At 56.2% G+C, this 16614-nt stretch carries 16 protein-coding genes and 1 tRNA gene; 6 read left to right on the top strand and 11 right to left on the bottom strand.

What is annotated here, in order from left to right; all coding sequences use genetic code 11:
* Positions 1-14 precede the first annotated feature (14 nt).
* Both hpnH and COA65_07505 read right to left on the bottom strand, forming a co-directional pair.
* The gene (gene hpnH / locus COA65_07510) at positions 15-1139 is read right to left on the bottom strand and encodes a hopanoid biosynthesis associated radical SAM protein HpnH (protein PCJ58673.1); all 1125 of its coding nucleotides are present in this window, start codon (positions 1137-1139) and stop codon (positions 15-17) included.
* A gap of 22 nt (positions 1140-1161) precedes the next feature.
* Positions 1162-2142, bottom strand: a complete 981-nt coding sequence (locus tag COA65_07505; GenBank protein PCJ58672.1) for a 4-hydroxy-3-methylbut-2-enyl diphosphate reductase — start codon at positions 2140-2142, stop codon at positions 1162-1164.
* Between the two features lie 262 nt (positions 2143-2404).
* On the opposite strand from COA65_07505, the gene COA65_07500 reads away from it, so the two are divergent.
* On the top strand, positions 2405-3409 hold the full coding sequence (locus COA65_07500; GenBank protein PCJ58671.1) for an NAD-dependent dehydratase: 1005 nt from the start codon (positions 2405-2407) through the stop codon (positions 3407-3409).
* Here the strand turns inward: COA65_07500 and COA65_07495 are convergent.
* On the bottom strand, positions 3406-6006 hold the full coding sequence (locus COA65_07495; protein ID PCJ58670.1) for a hypothetical protein: 2601 nt from the start codon (positions 6004-6006) through the stop codon (positions 3406-3408). The two genes, COA65_07500 and COA65_07495, sit on opposite strands and share 4 nt — an antisense overlap.
* Positions 6007-6171: 165 nt before the next feature.
* Here COA65_07495 and COA65_07490 point away from each other — a divergent pair, with 165 nt between their 5' ends.
* Both COA65_07490 and COA65_07485 read left to right on the top strand, forming a co-directional pair.
* Positions 6172-6813, top strand: coding sequence for a hypothetical protein (locus COA65_07490; GenBank protein PCJ58669.1), 642 nt, complete (start codon positions 6172-6174; stop codon positions 6811-6813).
* Between the two features lie 27 nt (positions 6814-6840).
* On the top strand, positions 6841-7281 hold the full coding sequence (locus tag COA65_07485; protein PCJ58668.1) for a hypothetical protein: 441 nt from the start codon (positions 6841-6843) through the stop codon (positions 7279-7281).
* Positions 7282-7374: 93 nt separating this feature from the next.
* Here COA65_07485 and COA65_07480 read toward each other — a convergent pair whose 3' ends face one another.
* Positions 7375-8178, bottom strand: coding sequence for a hypothetical protein (locus COA65_07480; GenBank protein ID PCJ58667.1), 804 nt, complete (start codon positions 8176-8178; stop codon positions 7375-7377).
* 193 nt (positions 8179-8371) lie between these two features.
* Positions 8372-8923, bottom strand: a complete 552-nt coding sequence (locus tag COA65_07475; GenBank protein PCJ58666.1) for a CDP-alcohol phosphatidyltransferase — start codon at positions 8921-8923, stop codon at positions 8372-8374.
* Positions 8924-9108: 185 nt separating this feature from the next.
* Here COA65_07475 and COA65_07470 point away from each other — a divergent pair, with 185 nt between their 5' ends.
* Positions 9109-10254, top strand: a complete 1146-nt coding sequence (locus tag COA65_07470) for a 2-aminoethylphosphonate--pyruvate transaminase (GenBank protein ID PCJ58665.1) — start codon at positions 9109-9111, stop codon at positions 10252-10254.
* Here the strand turns inward: COA65_07470 and aepY are convergent.
* Entirely contained in the window at positions 10241-11380 is a 1140-nt protein-coding gene (gene aepY, locus COA65_07465; protein ID PCJ58664.1) for a phosphonopyruvate decarboxylase, read from the bottom strand. The two genes, COA65_07470 and aepY, sit on opposite strands and share 14 nt — an antisense overlap.
* Positions 11377-13032: a phosphoenolpyruvate mutase gene (gene aepX / locus COA65_07460; GenBank protein PCJ58663.1), complete on the bottom strand. Its 1656-nt coding sequence runs from the start codon at positions 13030-13032 to the stop codon at positions 11377-11379. The genes aepY and aepX overlap by 4 nt, the downstream gene beginning before the upstream one ends.
* Before the next feature lie 171 nt (positions 13033-13203).
* On the opposite strand from aepX, the gene COA65_07455 reads away from it, so the two are divergent.
* Positions 13204-13941, top strand: coding sequence for an ADP-glucose pyrophosphorylase (locus tag COA65_07455; GenBank protein PCJ58699.1), 738 nt, complete (start codon positions 13204-13206; stop codon positions 13939-13941).
* On the opposite strand, the gene COA65_07450 is transcribed toward COA65_07455, so the two are convergent.
* The 4 genes from COA65_07450 to COA65_07435 all read right to left on the bottom strand — a co-directional run bounded on the left by COA65_07450 (position 13930) and on the right by COA65_07435 (position 16337).
* Positions 13930-14691, bottom strand: a complete 762-nt coding sequence (locus tag COA65_07450) for a hypothetical protein (GenBank protein PCJ58662.1) — start codon at positions 14689-14691, stop codon at positions 13930-13932. The genes COA65_07455 and COA65_07450 overlap by 12 nt on opposite strands.
* A 112-nt stretch (positions 14692-14803) precedes the next feature.
* A complete protein-coding gene (locus COA65_07445; protein ID PCJ58661.1) occupies positions 14804-15955 on the bottom strand; it encodes a hypothetical protein in 1152 nt (383 codons plus the stop codon).
* Positions 15955-16029: transfer RNA gene (locus COA65_07440), tRNA-Val, on the bottom strand. Before COA65_07440 ends, COA65_07445 begins: the two co-directional genes overlap by 1 nt.
* 35 nt (positions 16030-16064) lie before the next feature.
* Positions 16065-16337: a hypothetical protein gene (locus COA65_07435; GenBank protein PCJ58660.1), complete on the bottom strand. Its 273-nt coding sequence runs from the start codon at positions 16335-16337 to the stop codon at positions 16065-16067.
* Between COA65_07435 and glmU the strand changes: the two genes are divergently transcribed.
* Positions 16288-16614, top strand: a 327-nt coding sequence (gene glmU, locus COA65_07430) for a bifunctional N-acetylglucosamine-1-phosphate uridyltransferase/glucosamine-1-phosphate acetyltransferase (GenBank protein ID PCJ58698.1), incomplete at its 3' end; no start/stop codon positions are given. The two genes, COA65_07435 and glmU, sit on opposite strands and share 50 nt — an antisense overlap.

The raw sequence follows: 16614 nt of genomic DNA, 5'->3' as shown, positions 1-16614 counted from the left end.
GCCGCGCGTGCGGCTTAGGCGGCGTCGCTTTTTCCCGTTTCTTTCAGGAAGCTGTCCACGTTCTCTTCAAAGACGTAATCCGCTTTTCGTTGTGTCGTAAGCGGAATGTCCGCCGCCATCGGCCCATTCGTTCGAACGCCGAAAAGCGCGACTTTGAGCGCTTTCCACGGGTGCGAGATGGTGTCGTTAACGGCGGTTGGCTCGTAGCCGCAATGTACCATGCAATTTGCACATTTTTCGTAATTGCCAGTGCCGTATTTTTCCCAATCCGTTTCCCCAATCAGTTCGTTCCAGGAATTGGCATAGCCTTCGCCCAAAAGATAACAGGGTCGCTGCCAGCCGAAAACATTGCGGGTTGGATTTCCCCATGGTGTGCAGTGATAGGTCTGGTTGCCGGCAAGGAAGTCGAGAAACAGGCTGGATTGTGAGAAGCGCCAGTTTTTTCCTTTTCCTTTTTTAAAAATATCGCGGAAAAGTTGACGTGTTTTTTGCCGGCTCAGAAAATGTTCCTGGTTCGGTGCGCGTTCATAGGCGTAGCCAGGTGAGACGGTGATCCCTTCGGCATGAAGGTTGTCCGTCACATAGGAGAAAAAGTCTCCAATTTCCTCAGGGTCTGTTCCGTCGAACAATGTGCAGTTTACATTGACCCTAAACCCTTTTTCGACGGCGGCTTGAATGGCTTGAACGGCCCGGTCAAAGACGCCGTCCTGGCAAACCGCCTTGTCGTGCACTTCGCGGTTGCCGTCCAGGTGAACGGAGAAGGTAAGATAAGGGCTTGGCTTGAAAAGATGCAGTTTCTTCTCCAGCAGCAAGGCGTTCGTGCACAGATAGACAAATTTCTTCCGGGCAACGATCCCTTCGACGATCTCTTTCATTTCCTTGTGCAAGAGCGGCTCGCCACCAGGGATGGAGACAATCGGCGCGCCACATTCGTCGACGGCATCAAGGCATTCCTTGACGCTTAGGCGCTTGTTCAGAATCTCGGCTGGATAATCAATTTTTCCGCAGCCAGCGCAGGCAAGATTGCAGCGGAACAACGGTTCCAGCATAAGGACAAGCGGATAACGCTTTGTGCCCCGCAGGCGTTGTTTCAGAACGTAAGCGCCAACGCGGGCTTGTTGTATAAGAGGTACGGGCATCCGTTTCTTTATCCTACTTTTATTAGGCGCGGGCTGTTTGCGGATCGCTTAGCAGTTCAGGCGGCAGTTTGAACTGCACGTGTTCTTCAATTCCATCCAGGGTCTGGATTTCCAGTTCGCCGAAATCGCCAAGTCGTCGAATGACTTCCTGCACCAGTTCTTCCGGGGCGGACGCGCCAGCCGTGATGCCGATCGTGGCAACGCCTTGCAGCCATTCTGGGTCAAGCCCTTGCGAATCTTCGATGAGATAACTGGGGAGGCCCATTTCAAGGCCAATTTCGCAGAGTCTGTTTGAATTTGAACTGTTCGGTGCCCCGACGACAAGCAGCAAATCCACCTTCTTGGCAAGATGCCGGACGGATTCCTGACGATTTTGGGTGGCGTAACAAATGTCTTTCACGTCGGGTCCCTGGATTTCCGGGAAACGCTTTTTTAAGGCCTCGATTACGTCCCTTGTGTCATCGACGCTAAGCGTTGTCTGGGTGATGTAGGCAAGCTTGCTGGGGTCCTTAACCACAAGGCTATCCGCATCGCCGGGGTTTGAGATGAGAAGGACACCGCCAGGAATTTGCCCGCGCGTTCCTTCGACTTCCGGATGCCCTTCATGGCCGATGAGGATGAGTTGATAGCCCTTCTCGGCGTAGCGTTGCCCTTCCTTGTGCACCCTTGAGACGAGGGGGCAGGTCGCATCGAGTACCGGCAAATGACGGCGCTTTGCTTCGTCGGTAATTTTTCTGGAAACGCCATGAGCGCTGAACACGGTGACCGCTCCCTCCGGCACTTCATCAAGCTCGCTGACAAAGCGCGCGCCCTTTTCCCGCAAGGCGTCAACCACATGCTGGTTGTGGACGATTTCGTGACGCACATAAACCGGCGGACCATATTTTTCGAGGGCATGGTTGACGATCTCGATCGCGCGCTCGACGCCGGCACAAAATCCGCGCGGTTGTGCGAGGAGGACACGGATTTTCCGTCGATTGAGGGCTGTATTGCTTGTCACCATGGGAAAATTATACGCTTTCTTTGCCTACCCGGGCTGAAAGGGGTGGGGAACAAATAGGACAGCTAGGGTGCCGGTTGCAATGGTAATCCTTTGCCCGAACTCTTAAAAAGGCAAAGATTTCGAATGCGATGAGTGCCATCCTACCATAAGAGGTGTTTTCGGTCGTTTTTTGTCAAAGGCGGGTGCATGCCTGCCGAAGACGGATGGGGCAAAATGGCCCTAAAATTTTTGTTGTTTTTTGCTTTGCTGGGAGAAGGGCTGCATGACGACATTGCTTACCGGGGCCTCGGGCTTTGTTGGTTCCGCCGTTCTTCGGGCCTTGCTTGCGGCGGATCATGACGTAAGGGTGCTGCTACGCGAAACCAGCGACCGGCGGAACCTTGAAGGACTCCGTGTTGAGGTCGTTACCGGCGATCTTCGCGACCGACCTTCCCTCGACCGTGCGATCAAGGGCTGCGAGGCGCTTTTTCACGTTGCCGCTGATTATCGGATATGGGTGCGAAATCCGGAAACGCTCTATGCAAGCAACGTCACGGGCGTTCGCCAGATGCTTGAAGCGGCAGGCCAGGCGGGAGTCTCGCGCATTGTCCATACAAGCAGCGTTGCGGCGCTGGGACTGCCGAAAAACGGTGGCGTCGGTGATGAAGAAACGCCGGTCACCCTTGCCGACATGATCGGGCATTACAAACGTTCGAAATTTCTTGGCGAGGAAGAAGTGCGCCGCCTGGTTGCCAAGGGCCTTCCGGTCGTTACCGTAAACCCTTCGGCGCCGGTTGGCCCCCGTGATATCAAGCCCACGCCCACAGGCCATATGATTGCTGAAGCCGCTTCCGGGCGGATGCCTGTCTATGTCGATACCGGTCTCAACGTTGTGCATGTTGAAGACGTGGCAGCAGGGCATTTGCTGGCTTTCGAGAAAGGAAAGATCGGCAGGCGCTATGTGCTTGGTGGTGAAAACCTGACGCTTCGTGAAATCTTGCAGAAGATTGCCGTCATAACGGGGCGTTCGGCACCAAGATTCCGCATCCCTCACAACGCAATTTTTCCGATTGCGGTTATGGCCGAAGCCTGGACACGGCTAAGCGGTGGGGATCAGCCCTTCGTTTCGGTTGACAGCGTGCGGATGTCGAAAAAGCGGATGTTTTACTCGAACGCGCGCGCGCGGCAGGAACTTGGCTATTCGCCGCGCCCGGTAGAGGAAGCGTTTCGCGATGCCGTCACGTGGTTTTCCCAACACGGGATTTGCCTGCCGCCAAAAATTTCTTAAGCGTCCTTTCGCCGGATCGCTATCAGGGCCGGGATAAGGGTCAGCGTGCAGGCCATCACCAATATCAGCGCAATCGTAAGCAGCATGCCCATGCTGGCCGTTCCCACATGGGTGGAAAGGCTGAGGCTGGCAAAAGAGCCAATGGTTGTCAGGGCGCTGAACAGGATGGCACGGAGCGTGCTGGTATGAAGAACATCGCCGTCACCGCCATTGTTGCGCTCGCGAAGGACAAAATGAATGCCATTTGCGACGCCAAGCCCAAGCAGCAAGGGTAGGACGATGACATTCGCAAAGTTGAGAGGCAGGTCGAGAAGAACGGCGAAAAGATTGGTCAAAAGCATCGCCAGGCCGAGGGGGGCAAGCACGAGTAGAACGTCAGAGGCGCGCCGGAGCACAATGGCCAGAAGAATTGTAATCAGGGCAAGCGCCAGAAGTGTCGCCTGCCAGAAAGCGTCGATGACGGCTTCTACGGCACCGATCATGACAATCGGGTCCCCGGTGGCGTTTGGTGCGACGGCTTGCACGGCGGTGACAAAGCGGCGAAGCGCCTGGGGGTCTTTCAGGTCCGTGGCTGGGCGGACTTCCACCCGGGCGCGGCTGTCTTTGGCGACAAAGCGTGCCCTGAGTTCTTCGGGCAGTGTTGCGAATGTCACCGGTTGCGCGCCAAGTGCGGTGCGAAGGCGATCGAGCTGCATTGGCAGCGTACCGAGAAGCCGTTTTTCAAGCCGCTTGGTTGGCAGCCCCCTTTCTGGGAATGCGACGTCCGCCCGTTGGAAGGCATCTGCCAGCCGGCCTGCGATCTTGGCATAGCCAAGGGACGGGTCTATCTTGGCCAAATCCGCGATTTTTTTTCGGAATGCGTGAAGCTGTTCCCGGCGATCTTCGTTCGTTTGCTTTCGTTCTTCTGTGTTTCCCATCAGGACAGGCAGCAAAATGATGGACAAATCGTCCAGGACGAACAGCGCATCCTCCTGATTTTTTGGCACAAGATCCTGAGGGATGATGACGTCGCCCACTTCCGGCAGTTCCGAAAGTTTTTTCTTAAGCGCGGCTGCCACGTCGATATTTTTTGTCAAAACGGTGATGGCATAGGGGTCAATGTCACCCGTTTTCAGCAGGTCCTTAAACGTACGCATGGCCTCGCTGTCCGGGTTCTGAAGGTTCAACGGATTGAAGTCGAACCGCGCAAAGGGAAGCGCCGCACAACCAAGGATCGCCAACAGGCTGCTGGCCATCACGATTCGGCGCGCATGCCGGCGAACAATTTTTGCAAAATCAAACGGCCTTCCAGGCGAAAAAGACGATCGTCGCGGCGGCATCAGGGCGAGAAGCGCCGGCAAAACGGTGAGGTTTGCAAAAAGTGCAATAAACATGCTGGTCCCGGCGATGAGGCCAAGCTCGGCAACCCCTAGGTAATCCGTCGGCAGGAAGGCATAGAAACCGATTGCGGCGGCTATTGCGCAAAAAGTAAGGGCGCCACCCACCTCTTTCACGGCGGCCTCGAGGGCGGGTAGAGGCGCTTCTCCCCGCTCAATTTCTTCCCGGAAGCGGAGCGAGAAATGGATTCCAAAATCAACGCTTAACCCGACGAACAGGACAGCAAAGGCGACCGAGATAAGATTGAGATGGCCAATGGCGAAGGCGGCGAAGGCGAGGCTCCAGATAAGGCCCATGATTAGGGTCAAGATCGCGGCAACCACGACGCGCGCTGAGCCGAGACCGATTAGCAAAAGGCCGGTCACCAGGCTGACCGAGATCAGGCCCACCAGGCCGATGCCTTCCTGAATGCTCTGAAGTTCCGCCTGTTCGAGGGCGGCAGAGCCGGTTAGCCGCAGGCGAATATCACCCCGGGGCGCCAGCGTTGCGGCAAGGTCGCGGATCTTGTTCATGGCGGCGTTTGCCGGGGCGAGAGTCGAAAAATCCAAGACTGGTTGTATGACGATGAATTGACGCCCATTGGTGGCGAGCTCTTCACCCTCAATGATTTTTTTCCAGGAAAGCGAGCGAGCCTGTTCCTCCGGCAACGTCTCGACGACAGCGGCCATATGGTTGAGTAGACGTTTCAGGCCTTCCGTCTTTTTTTTGTCCTCTTTTTCCGGTTTTTTTTCCTTCAGGATGCGATCGATTGCCAGCCCCAACATGTCGAAAAGACCGCCAAGATCGGGATGCCGTGAAAGGGTTCCAAGAAAAGGTTGCGCCTGGGAAAGTTGAAGGGCGCGCGCGTTTAGCGCCTCGCTATCCAGATAAAGGAGGCCATATTTTTTGAAATAAGGGTCGGAGGCCGGATGAAAGACCGTTCGGAAAAACGCCGGTTGCGCGCGCAGACGTTCGGCAAGCTCTTCCGCCACCGCGTCCACCTGATCGGGGTTTTCGCCATCGATAACAGCAAGGATGACATCGGAATATTGTGGGAAGGCTGATTTGATTGCTTCGGCGTTTTTCCGGAAAGGCAGATCGGGCGAAAGCATGTCCGTCGTCTGGGTGTTGATGCCCAGGGTTTCAACCGTGTAAATCAGCAGGCCGATTGTCACGGCAATGGCGGTGAGGACGACCGTCCGTGCCCGGCGTAAAAGAACGCCAACCCACCGGGCGAGCATATGGCGATACCAGTTGGTTATCCGGTCAATCACGAAAATGTCGATTGCTCTTGAAAAATTTCCGGGTGATTGTGGTGAGGCTGGGGGTCATCATAGAGATATAAAGATGCTTTCTCAGCCAAAAATGCTTAAACATTCTATCGACGAACATGTGGCACGGAAAGCGTGGAAGGCCTGAGCAAGGAAGAAGACATGTCGTTTTATTTCATAAGAGGGCTCATTGCCCTGGCCGTTGCCGCCGTCTTGCTGGCACCGCCGCTTCGTGCCGAGCCGCTGAACCCGGTTGCGATGATCGAAAAACTTCACGGCAAGCTGATTTCGGTGATGCAACAGGCGAAAGAGCTTGGTTATGCGGGCCGGCGCGACGCGCTGACACCGGTCATTCTGGCCAGCTTTGATCTTCGGAGAATGACGCGCGTAACGGTAGGCCATTACTGGAAAGAGATGGGCGCCGCGCAAAAAGATAAACTGACTCATGCCTTTACGGAGATGACGCTCTCGAATTACGCCTTGCGGTTTGACGGGTTCTCCGGCGAATTTTTTGAAACCCTTGGCACGYTGCAAACACCACGTAACGATACCGTCGTCCAGACTCATATTGTCACCTCCGACGAAAAAATTCGGATCGATTACCTGCTTCGAAAATCGAACGAAAAATGGGGGATTATCGACGTTTTTCTCAAGGGAACGATTAGCGAGCTTGCGGCCAGGCGTTCGGAATATATGAGTGTCATCCGCGATCGGGGGGTGGATGCGTTGATCGAAGCCGTGGAGAAAAAGGCCATGAGCCTGGCCGACAACAGCTGACGGCACCTTCTTTGACGTGGGAACGGGATGCGTATTTTTCTCTTTCTTTGCCTGTGCTTCGGATTGCCTCTTTCCGTGCTGGATGTGAATTTGGCGCTGGCGGCGGATCTTCGGGTTCAGGTAAACAGCGTGCAAAGCCGCCACGGTGTCATGCGCTTTGCCTTGTACAATCGGGCGTCTGGATTTCCCACGCATGAGGGGCGCTTCGCGTATCTCGACGTGCCGGTTGCAGAGACAGGAAGCGTTGTGGCGGTCTTTACGGATCTTGCGCCTGGCGCTTATGCGGTTGCCGCCTATCATGACGAAAACGGGAATGGCGAGTTTGATCAGGGGTTTCTCGGACTTCCCCTTGAAGGCTATGGGTTTAGCCGGGATGCGAGTAGCTTTCTAAGCGCCCCAAGTTTTTCTTCGGCGGCGGTTTTTCTCGAAGAAGGCGGAAAAACGATCCGCATCCGCCTTTCTTATTAGGCTGCTTTTTTAACTCGGCAAAGCCCAGAAACGAAAAACGGCACCCGGAAGGGGTGCCGTTTTGAAATCGTAAAAGAGGTATTTTTTCAGGCGTTAGTTGCCGTTGCCGTAATCCGGGTAGGAGTAGCCAAAGGGGCTGGATTCGCTATCCATCGGAAGCTTGCCATCGTGAATCTTGTCTAGGCGATCCTGCCGGTAGAGGCTGCGGATCGTGGCGTAGAGATCAATGGACGTGCGCTGCAGATTATCGAAGCGCTCGATGTTTCTTTCGCGCCGGTCGAGGCCGCTAAGCCCGCTCCGGGTATAGGTGATCCATTCCTTGTCTTCGTGGTTGGCCCAGAGCCGGAAGGGGTCGGCAAAGCTGTCAACAAGGCCGCCGACAAGATCGCGCGGGTTTGATGGTCCAACGACGGGCAGCATCAGATAGGGCCCGTCAGGAACGCCCCAAACGGCCAGCGTCTGCCCGAAATCCTCAACATGGGGTTCCATCCCCCAGTCCACGGCGACATCGAAAATACCGCCGATGCCAATGGTCGAATTGATGGCGAAACGGCCCACTGTCGTTGCGGCACGCTCGAATTTTCCCTGAAGGAGGTCGTTTGCGAGAACGGTTGGCGTCTGGAGGTTGCGAAGGGCGTTGTGAAGACCTTTCCGCACCTGAGCCGGAAACAGAAAGCGATACCCTTGCGCAACCGGTTTTAAGAAGAAGCGGTCAAGCAGAAGGTTGAAGTCGAGAATGCCCCGGTTCACATATTCGATAGGGTCGTTTGTGCCATTTTTCTCTTGGGCGTGCGCATTCGACAAAGGAAGCGCGAACATGCCGAGCAGGAGAAACAACGCAACAATTTGGACGCGACGCATCCGAAACAATAGAAAAGGTGACCGGCCTTCACGCATTTATTTACTCCCTAACTTAGCTTAAGTTTCAGGAAGGTAGCACCATCCTGGCTGCCTGGCAAACGGTCCGTTCCTGATCCGTTTCCATAATTTCTGACACAGTTTTCTTACTAATTCCTTTCTAGTTTGGCAATCGCGCAAAAGGTTTTTTGGCAGGCACATATCAGGGGTTTTTGCGCAGGGTTAGCGGAGGTTAGCCGCGTTTCGCCAGCGTCCGAAAGCGCAAATAGACGTAAATGGCAAAGGCAGGCGCACCGATTGTGGCGGAAATGAGAAGGGGTTCGTTCCAGCCGAGCCACATGGCGACCGGCACGGCAAGGATTGCATCGTCCGGGTCAAAGCCGCCGGCTCCTTCGAAGGCGGGCTTTCCGTGTCCTTCCCGGTTTTCCATCTGCACGACGAGGCCCAGGATCGCGGCAACCGCCAGCCCGGCTAGCAGCCCCATCGGGATTGCCCAGTTTCCAAGATCGCTTTCGCGAAGTCCGATGCCGATGCCGATAAGGATGCCGGCGTTTACGATGGCATCGCACACCAGGTCAAAACGATGGCCCCAATCGGTCATCTTGCCGGTGAAACGCGCAAGTTCGCCATCGGCACGGTCGAGAGCCATTGAAAGCACGAACAAAAGGCCACCGGAAAAAATCCATTCAGGATCCCCGCTTGCGTAGGCGCCGGCCGCCCCAAGGCCGGTAAGAAGCCGCAGAGTCGTCACGTGGTTCGGTGTAACCGGTGTATGGGCAAGCATGCGTGCCGGTCGGCGAACAAGGCGGTGGATCCAGGTGTTGCGGCTCACGGGTGGGGTGTCCTTAGTTGTGTTCCTTCTGGCGGGATCGTAGCTGCAAGATGTACGAGGACAAGGTTTTTTATTCGGGTGGATTGACAGCGTAGGGTGCCACAGGCTTCCCTTATTCAAAGACGGGAAGATAGAATATGGCGGATTTTCCAGAAGAACCACTGCTGCTGACGCCGGGACCGATCACCACATCCCGGACGGTGAAGGAAGCGATGCTCCGCGACTGGGGCTCGCGGGATCAGGATTTTATCGAGCTGACGCGCCATGTATGTGCGCAGCTCCTTCAATTGGCGGGTGGCACCGAAAGCCACGTCTGCGTGCCAATTCAGGGAAGCGGAACTTTTGGCGTGGAGGCGGTGCTTGGTACGTTTTTGCCGCGTGCGGGAAAGTTGCTTGTGCTTGCCAATGGTGCCTATGGGGCGCGCATGGTTGAAATTGCCCTTCGTATGGGGCGCAATTGTGTGATGCAGTCTTTTGACGAAGGCTTCCCACTGGACCCAATGGCGTTTGATGCGGCCCTGGCGGCGGACCCTGGCATCACCCATGTGGCGGCCGTGCATTGCGAGACCGGGGCGGGGCTTTTAAACCCGATCGAAGAAATTGCGGACGTCGTGGCGAAACATGGTCGCCACTTTCTTTTCGATGCGATCAGCACATTCGGGGCGCTGCCCATCGACGTTGCCAATGTTCCCTGCGACGCGGTGATGGCTTCGGCAAATAAATGCCTGGAAGGCGTTCCGGGGATCGCTTTTGCGATCCTGAAACGGGACGCACTTGTCGCGGGCAAAGGAAATGCGCCGTCTCTGTGTCTGGACCTCTTCGACCAATGGCGCGCGTTTGAGGAAACGGGTCAGTGGCGTTTTACACCACCTACCCATGTGCTGGCGGCCCTTGCCGAGGCTTGCCGCGCACACGCAAAGGAAGGTGGCGTCAAAGGCCGAGGCGACCGCTATCGCAACAACGTCCACCTTCTTGTCGAAGGCATGAGGGAACTTGGATTCCAGACATTTCTGCCGGATGAATTTCAGGCTCCGATTATTGTTGCCTTCCATTCGCCACCGGACCCGAATTTTTCTTTTCCGGCGTTTTACGATTTTCTACGCGGCAAAGGTTATGCAATCTATCCGGGGAAGGTGACAGTGGCACCCACCTTCCGGGTCGGCTGCATCGGGCAGGTTTTCGAGAAGGATATTCGAGGCGTTTTGTCGGCGATCCGCGAGGCGGTGGCGACGTTTGGTCTAACGCGCCTTGGGGCGCGGGATGCGCCTCCTACTTCCGAGTAAGAAAATCCCGAAAGCGCCGGGCGAGGTCAGTGGGGTTTTCCTTTGGCCGCCCGAGATTGGCAAGGGAGCCTTGGCGAATGCGAAGGTGCAAAAGCGTCGGGCCGGGAAGGGATACCGCCTGCTGAAAGGCTTTTCTAAAGCCTTCGCAATTGTCCGCGACAAAGGCGTTGGCATAGCCGCAGGCAAGTGCGACGGCGGCAAAATCGACGCTGTTTGAAACCGTCGCCTGGCCACCCGTCGAATCATGGGTGCCGTTGTCGAGAAGCACGTGAAGAAAATTTTTCGGTCCGGCGGCCCCGATCGTCGCAAAATTTCCAAATTTCATGAGCGCCGCCCCATCGCCGTCGAGAACGATGACCGGGCCGGAAAAATTCAGGGCAACGCCAAGGCCAAGCGCGCTTGCACAGCCCATCGAGCCGATCTGGTAAAAATGCTGTTCACGATTGCCGAGGGTATAAAGCTCGCGGCCGCATTTTCCCGTTGTGGCAAGGACGCCGGCGTCCTCTGGCACCAGTTCGAGGAAGGTGGCCAGGGCTTCCGCGCGGGTGGGGCGTTCGCTGCCGGTGCTGTAATCCTGCCGGACGCCTGGCGGCGGTGCGTCGCGCGCAGACTCGACCAGGCCGTCATTGCGAACGGCACCCTTCTCCATGATGAAGGCAAAGGGGCGCTCGGTTGCTTGCATGGCCTGGTCTGCGGCTGCGAGCGCCTCGGGTATGGCGGCGGTGGCGGTGGGAAACAGCCGGTGGGGAATTTCCATGTCGTCCAGCAACCGCCCCGTAATCCTTCCCATCAATTCGTGCTGCGGTTCGTCGCCAAGTCCTGGCTGGCCGCGCCAGGTCGTAATCAGAAGGATGGGAATGCGAAAGGGATGGGTGAGGGAGGTCAGCGGATTGACGGTATTTCCAAGGCCGGAATTCTGGCACATGGCGACACTGCGCTTGCCTGCAAGCCAGGCGCCCGCCGCGATGGCGACGGCTTCGCCCTCGCTGGTGGCGCCGATGTAACGAAGCTTTGGGTGCCCGATGGCGCGGTTGATGAACGGGGTTAAAAACGAGCAGGGAACGCCGGTATAAAAAGCAAATCCGCGTTCACGCGCCGGTTCTATAAACGCATCCGCCTCGATCATAGAAAATTGCGTGCTTTCGCAAGGTCGAAGGGGTCGTCGATGTCCAGCCAATGGCCTGTGATGTACTGGACCCGGATTTTGTGTCCTGCCTCGACCAGGCGGTTGAAGAGGTCCGGCATGTCGGCCTTTTGCAGGCTACCATCCGTCGCCATAACCTCGATTTCGTCGCGGACGATTTTTGCGCCGACCGGGCTTAGAAGGGCAAGTCCGACCCATTCGCCGGTAATGTCGTCGTCGGAAATTTCCGTTCCGACATGCAGCAACTGCGCCGTGTCGCCCTCCAGATAGTCCGGATGGAAGGGCTGGTCGCAATGCACGAAGTCTCGCGACCGTTTCTGGGTCTGGCGTTCTTTCCAAAGCGCATCGGCGACAACGGTGATGTCGGCATCCGATTCCTGAAGTTGGTCCAGGATGTAGCTTCGATAAAGAATGTCGCCATAGGAAATTAGACAAGGCCCGTCTTCCAACTGATCGCTTGCGCAAGCCAGCGATGCCACCTCGCCGGTCGTGGCAAAATCCGCATTCGGGCGCAGGTCGATCATAGGAACGTCGATGGTTTCTTCGCAATAACCGCTTACGACGGTGACGTTGCGGATGCCGCTCTCATGGATGGTCGCCAGCATCGTGCGCAGCAACGATTTTCCGCGAATGTCGATCATGCATTTTGGCCGGTCTTCCGTAAGCGGGCCTAAGGATTCTCCCCGGGTTGCCGCAAGAATGATGGCGCGTGCATTCTTCCCTTTTTGCGGCAGGTAGCGCCGTTCCGCCTCGGCCAGTTCGGTCTGTCCGGAAAGCGCAAAGACGTCTTTCACCGGCGCAATGCTGTCCTCGACATTGACGAGGCTTTTGCTTTCATAAATCTGCTTGCTGATGCTCCGCATGCCGGAGATCGCGGCGCGTAAATTATGATTGGCCCAAATCACCGTCGAGATGTTTCTTTTCTCGAATTGTTCCGTTGGCGTGGAATAGTACATCGTCGGCACGATGACGATCGGGCAGGTGTCTCCCCACTCCTTCATGAAGGAAAAAATCTCGTCCGGTGTTTTTTCCTTGGAATGGATAAGCAGCGCATCGGCGCCAGCCCGATGGTAGGCTTCGGCGCGGCGCAGGGCTTCGTCCAGCCCCCATCCTGCGATGAAGGCTTCGATGCGTGCGATGACGCAGAAATCGGGGTCGAGCTGGCTGTCTTTGCCCGCTTTGATTTTGCCGCAGAATTCGTCGATGTCAGCCAAGGGCTGACCCTCGCCCAGAAAGGAATTCGTTTTCGGAAAAAGTTTGTCCTCGATACAGACGCCGGCGATGCCGCGCTGGCAAAGCTTCGTTACCAGCCGGCGAACGTTGTTGAAATTGCCGTAGCCGGTGTCGCCGTCCACCAGGATCGGAATTGTGGTCGCGTCCGACATGAATTCGAGGATCTCGAGAACCTGGGTCCATGAGGCCTCGTTGTTGTCGCGCACGCCCAACGCCGCCGAGATGGAAAGGCCGGATGCCCAGATGCCGCGAAAGCCTGCCTCTTCGACGATTTTTGCGGAAAGTCCGTTATGAGCTTCCATCAGGAAGGAAAGCTCGGGGGCAAGCAATGCGCGGCGCAGCAAGCCAGCCTTCGTAGGCTGGCGGGGGGCCTCCGGCGCGTGTTTTGGTGAAACCGTCATTGGGTGCAGATCTTTCGGAAAGGGACGCGTAACATTTATGTCATATCTCGTGGCTTTTCAAATGCCTATATGGGATTTTCCACGAAACGCGTGGCTCCGCAACCGTGCAAAGCCGGTTCTTCCTGTGGGATGCCGGGTGGGGCGACGCAAAAGTTGAGGGATGTTCTTATTATGAAAGCTATCATGCTTGCCGCCGGGGTGGGGTCCAGGCTTGGTGCCGGGGATCGTACCCCCAAGGTGCTGCTGGCGTTTGCGGGCCAAACGCTGCTTGAACGCCATGTTGCGATTCTGAAAGAGGCGGGGTTAGAATCGCTCACCCTTGGGGTTGGCTACGAGGCGGAACGCATTGCGGCCGAAGTTGTGCGGCTAAATGCGCAAACCTTCGTTCGCTTTCTTCCAAATCCCGATTATCGCAAAGGAAGCATCACGACCCTTTGGGCGCTGAAAGATGCGGTCCTTGCCGGCGGGCCGGTGCTGCTGATGGATGGCGACGTTCTTTACGACCGGCGTCTGATCGCACGCCTGTTGGCGTCTTCGCACGAAAACTGCTTTCTTCTCGACCGCGATGTTGAGGCGGGGGAGGAGCCGGTCAAGCTTGGCGTAAAAGATGGCAGGCTTGTCGATTTCAACCGGCAAATTGCAAAACCCCATGATTTTTATGGTGAGTCCGTTGGTTTTTTTCGCTTCGCACCGGAAATCGCGGCAAAAATTCTGGCCCATGCGGAACGTCGTTTGGGGCAGGACGAAACGGAAATCTGGTACGAAGAAGCCATTCGCGACACGCTTATGTCCGAACCGGCAGGCACGTTCGGGTTCGAAGACATTACCGGCCTTCCCTGGACGGAGATTGATTTTCCGGAAGACGTGCGCAAGGCCGAGGAAGAAATTTTGCCGAAATTACTGGCGTAGGTTCTCTACGCGGAAAATATAATCTGCTGGCCCTTGATAACCCTCGACGCGCATCAGCGTGGCAGTCTTAAAATCCATTTGATAGGTGCCATAGCCAAGGGGGCCAAGCCAGTCAAAGACGTCCTGTGCGCAATGGCCCGTGCGCGCCAGATGTTCGTCGATGACTTCCAGGCAGATTGTGGGACGAAAACGCGCGATGGTTTCGGCCCCGCCTTTTAGAACCAGCATTTCGGCACCTTCTACGTCGCATTTCATGAAATCGAGACGCGAAAGATTTCGTTCTTTGGCATAGGTATCAAGGGTTGTCGTCTGGACACGTTCGGTCACGTAATCGCGCGTGTTTTCCATCCCGAAATGGCCAAGCCCGGTGCCCAGACGGCCGGTTTCCTTGACGGGCAGGTAGAGGTCAATTTCTTCGGCCACATTGGAAAGCGCCAACCGGCTTGTTTCGACATTTGGCATTTTGCCTGCCACCTCTTCCAGAATGGAGGCGTTGTAGGGGGATGGCTCAAAGCAATGCACATGGATATTTCCCTGGTGCAGGCGGGCGAATTCTTTCGCGTAGTTGCCGACATGCGCGCCGATGTCGAAGACCACTCCGTTTTCCGGGATCAGCGTCCCCAGGCATGCAATCACATGGCGGTCGCGCGATCGGTATTTCGTCCGGTATTTCAGGAGGAAATGTTCAAAACGCTGTCGGGGCGATTTGTAAATTCGCGTGCGGTCAAGCTTCTGGCCTTTTGGTCCCAAAGACGGGCTCCTTCAAAATGGCGGTGAGGTCGCTGCCCCCAAAAGAAGCCATGTGTAGGAGGATTTCAATGTTTTTGACCCGTTCAGGCTGCAACGGGCGCAGATTTTCCGATTACCACTCGTAACCGAGGGTTAAAAGATAGGTCTTGTCGGTGCTGGTTTTGTCCAGGGCTGGCGAATTGTCCCAGTCGATATTTGCCTGCAAGGTGGCAAGAAAACCGTGGATCAGGGGGAAACGAAGGCCGGTATGGGTCCGGATGATGAGGTCGCTTGTGTTCTCCAATCCCAAAAGCCCTTCCTGGAAGTGAAAAATCGCCATACGGCTGTGAAATAATTCTTCTTCATAATCGATTGACCATCTTGCGCTGGGATAGCTTTCATTCGCCTGGGTATCAAAATTTTCCTTTACATAATTGATACCGATTTCGGCGGAAAGACGGCGTTTCTTCGTGTCGAAAAACTGATAGCCGGCGCCTCCGCCTGTTGCCGTGCGAAGCGCCAGGTCCTGGAAAGGATCGCGCGCAACGGTCGCATTGAGGAACGCAAACCACTGTTTCGTAAGAAAGTGATCGTATTTGGCAGAGACGACCGCATTGTCCTCGGATTCTCTGCCGTTGTCCTTTTCCCGATTGTATTGGAGGGAAAGCTTCACCCGTTGACGTTTCATGCGCACGGTTGTTTCGGCGTCCACGTGATAGTTTTCTTTGTCCGTATTGCCGCCGGTGGCGCTAAAGCCAAGATTGAGGCGTCCCTTCCATTCAAATTTTTCGGCCTTTGTCCCCACCGGGGAAGCCACCTTGGGAGAAACTGCCTTGGGCGGCGTGGCCCGTGTTGCGGTTTGTCGTGTTGCGGTTTGAATATCTGTGAGGCGGAATTCCCAAGTCTGTTTAAAGTCCGGGGTGACGAGTTGAAGCATGCCCCCATAGGCTGGCAGGATCGTGCCTTCCAGCTCTGTGCCGCTTGCAAATGTTACGCGCAGGGGCCGGTCTGTCTGGATGGCGGCAATTTTTTCGCGGCGAATGTGGAGGCGGTCCGCATAGGGCGTTTGCAGGGTGAGGTTCTTCGGATCGATCCTGGCGATCATGCCGCTGAGGCGGTCGCCGGATTTTAGCAAAAGAACATCTGCGGCGGCGGCGCCTGGAAAAACGAGGCAAAGAACCAGGAGCACCAGACAGGCCGGGCACATTTTTGGAAAAATTGGTTCAAGAGAACCACGGGCCGTTGCGTGTTTCATAGCGAAGCAATTGATTTCTTGGGATTTCATGGTGGGCGCTGCTGGGATTGAACCAGCGACCCCTGCCGTGTGAAGGCAGTGCTCTCCCGCTGAGCTAAGCGCCCCATGATGCGAAACCGCGATATAAGGGGCCCGCTTTTCACCTGTCAAGGCAGGTGACGATGGGCACCCGGTAATTCATGGCGATCTGGCCCCGCCAGGCCAGCCTCGCCAGGCCAGCCTCGCCAGTCGGGTTTCGCCGGGCTAACCTCATATTGCCGTTCGTCTGGAATGGAAATCTTGCTTTGGACGTGGTGAGGGCTTTATGACAAGCTTTCATAAGCAGACTCAAGAAGTCGCCCTCCCCTATTACGTGCGGAACGATGGCCAGACAAAAAACCGCAATTCTTATCCTCGCTGCCGGAAAAGGCACCCGGATGCAATCGGCTCTCCCCAAGGTGCTGCACCCCCTGGGGGGGCAGCCCTTGATCGGCTACGCGCTGGCGGCGGCAAAAGCGCTAAAACCGGATTTAGGTGTCGTCGTCATCGGGCCGGGGATGGCAGCGGTTGCTGACGCGGTCGCGCCATGGCCTACCGTGGTTCAAAAGACTCAGGCCGGGACGGGGGATGCCGTTCGCGCGGCGAAAAAGCGGTTGTCCGGTTTTACCGGCGACGTTCTGATCCTTTTTGGCGACACGCCCTTTCTTACG

The sequence above is a fragment of the Rhodospirillaceae bacterium genome (assembly GCA_002746255.1).
Lineage (GTDB): Bacteria > Pseudomonadota > Alphaproteobacteria.
The sequence above is the reverse complement of the archived record's forward strand: the minus strand, read 5'-3'. Positions and strand labels throughout refer to the sequence as shown.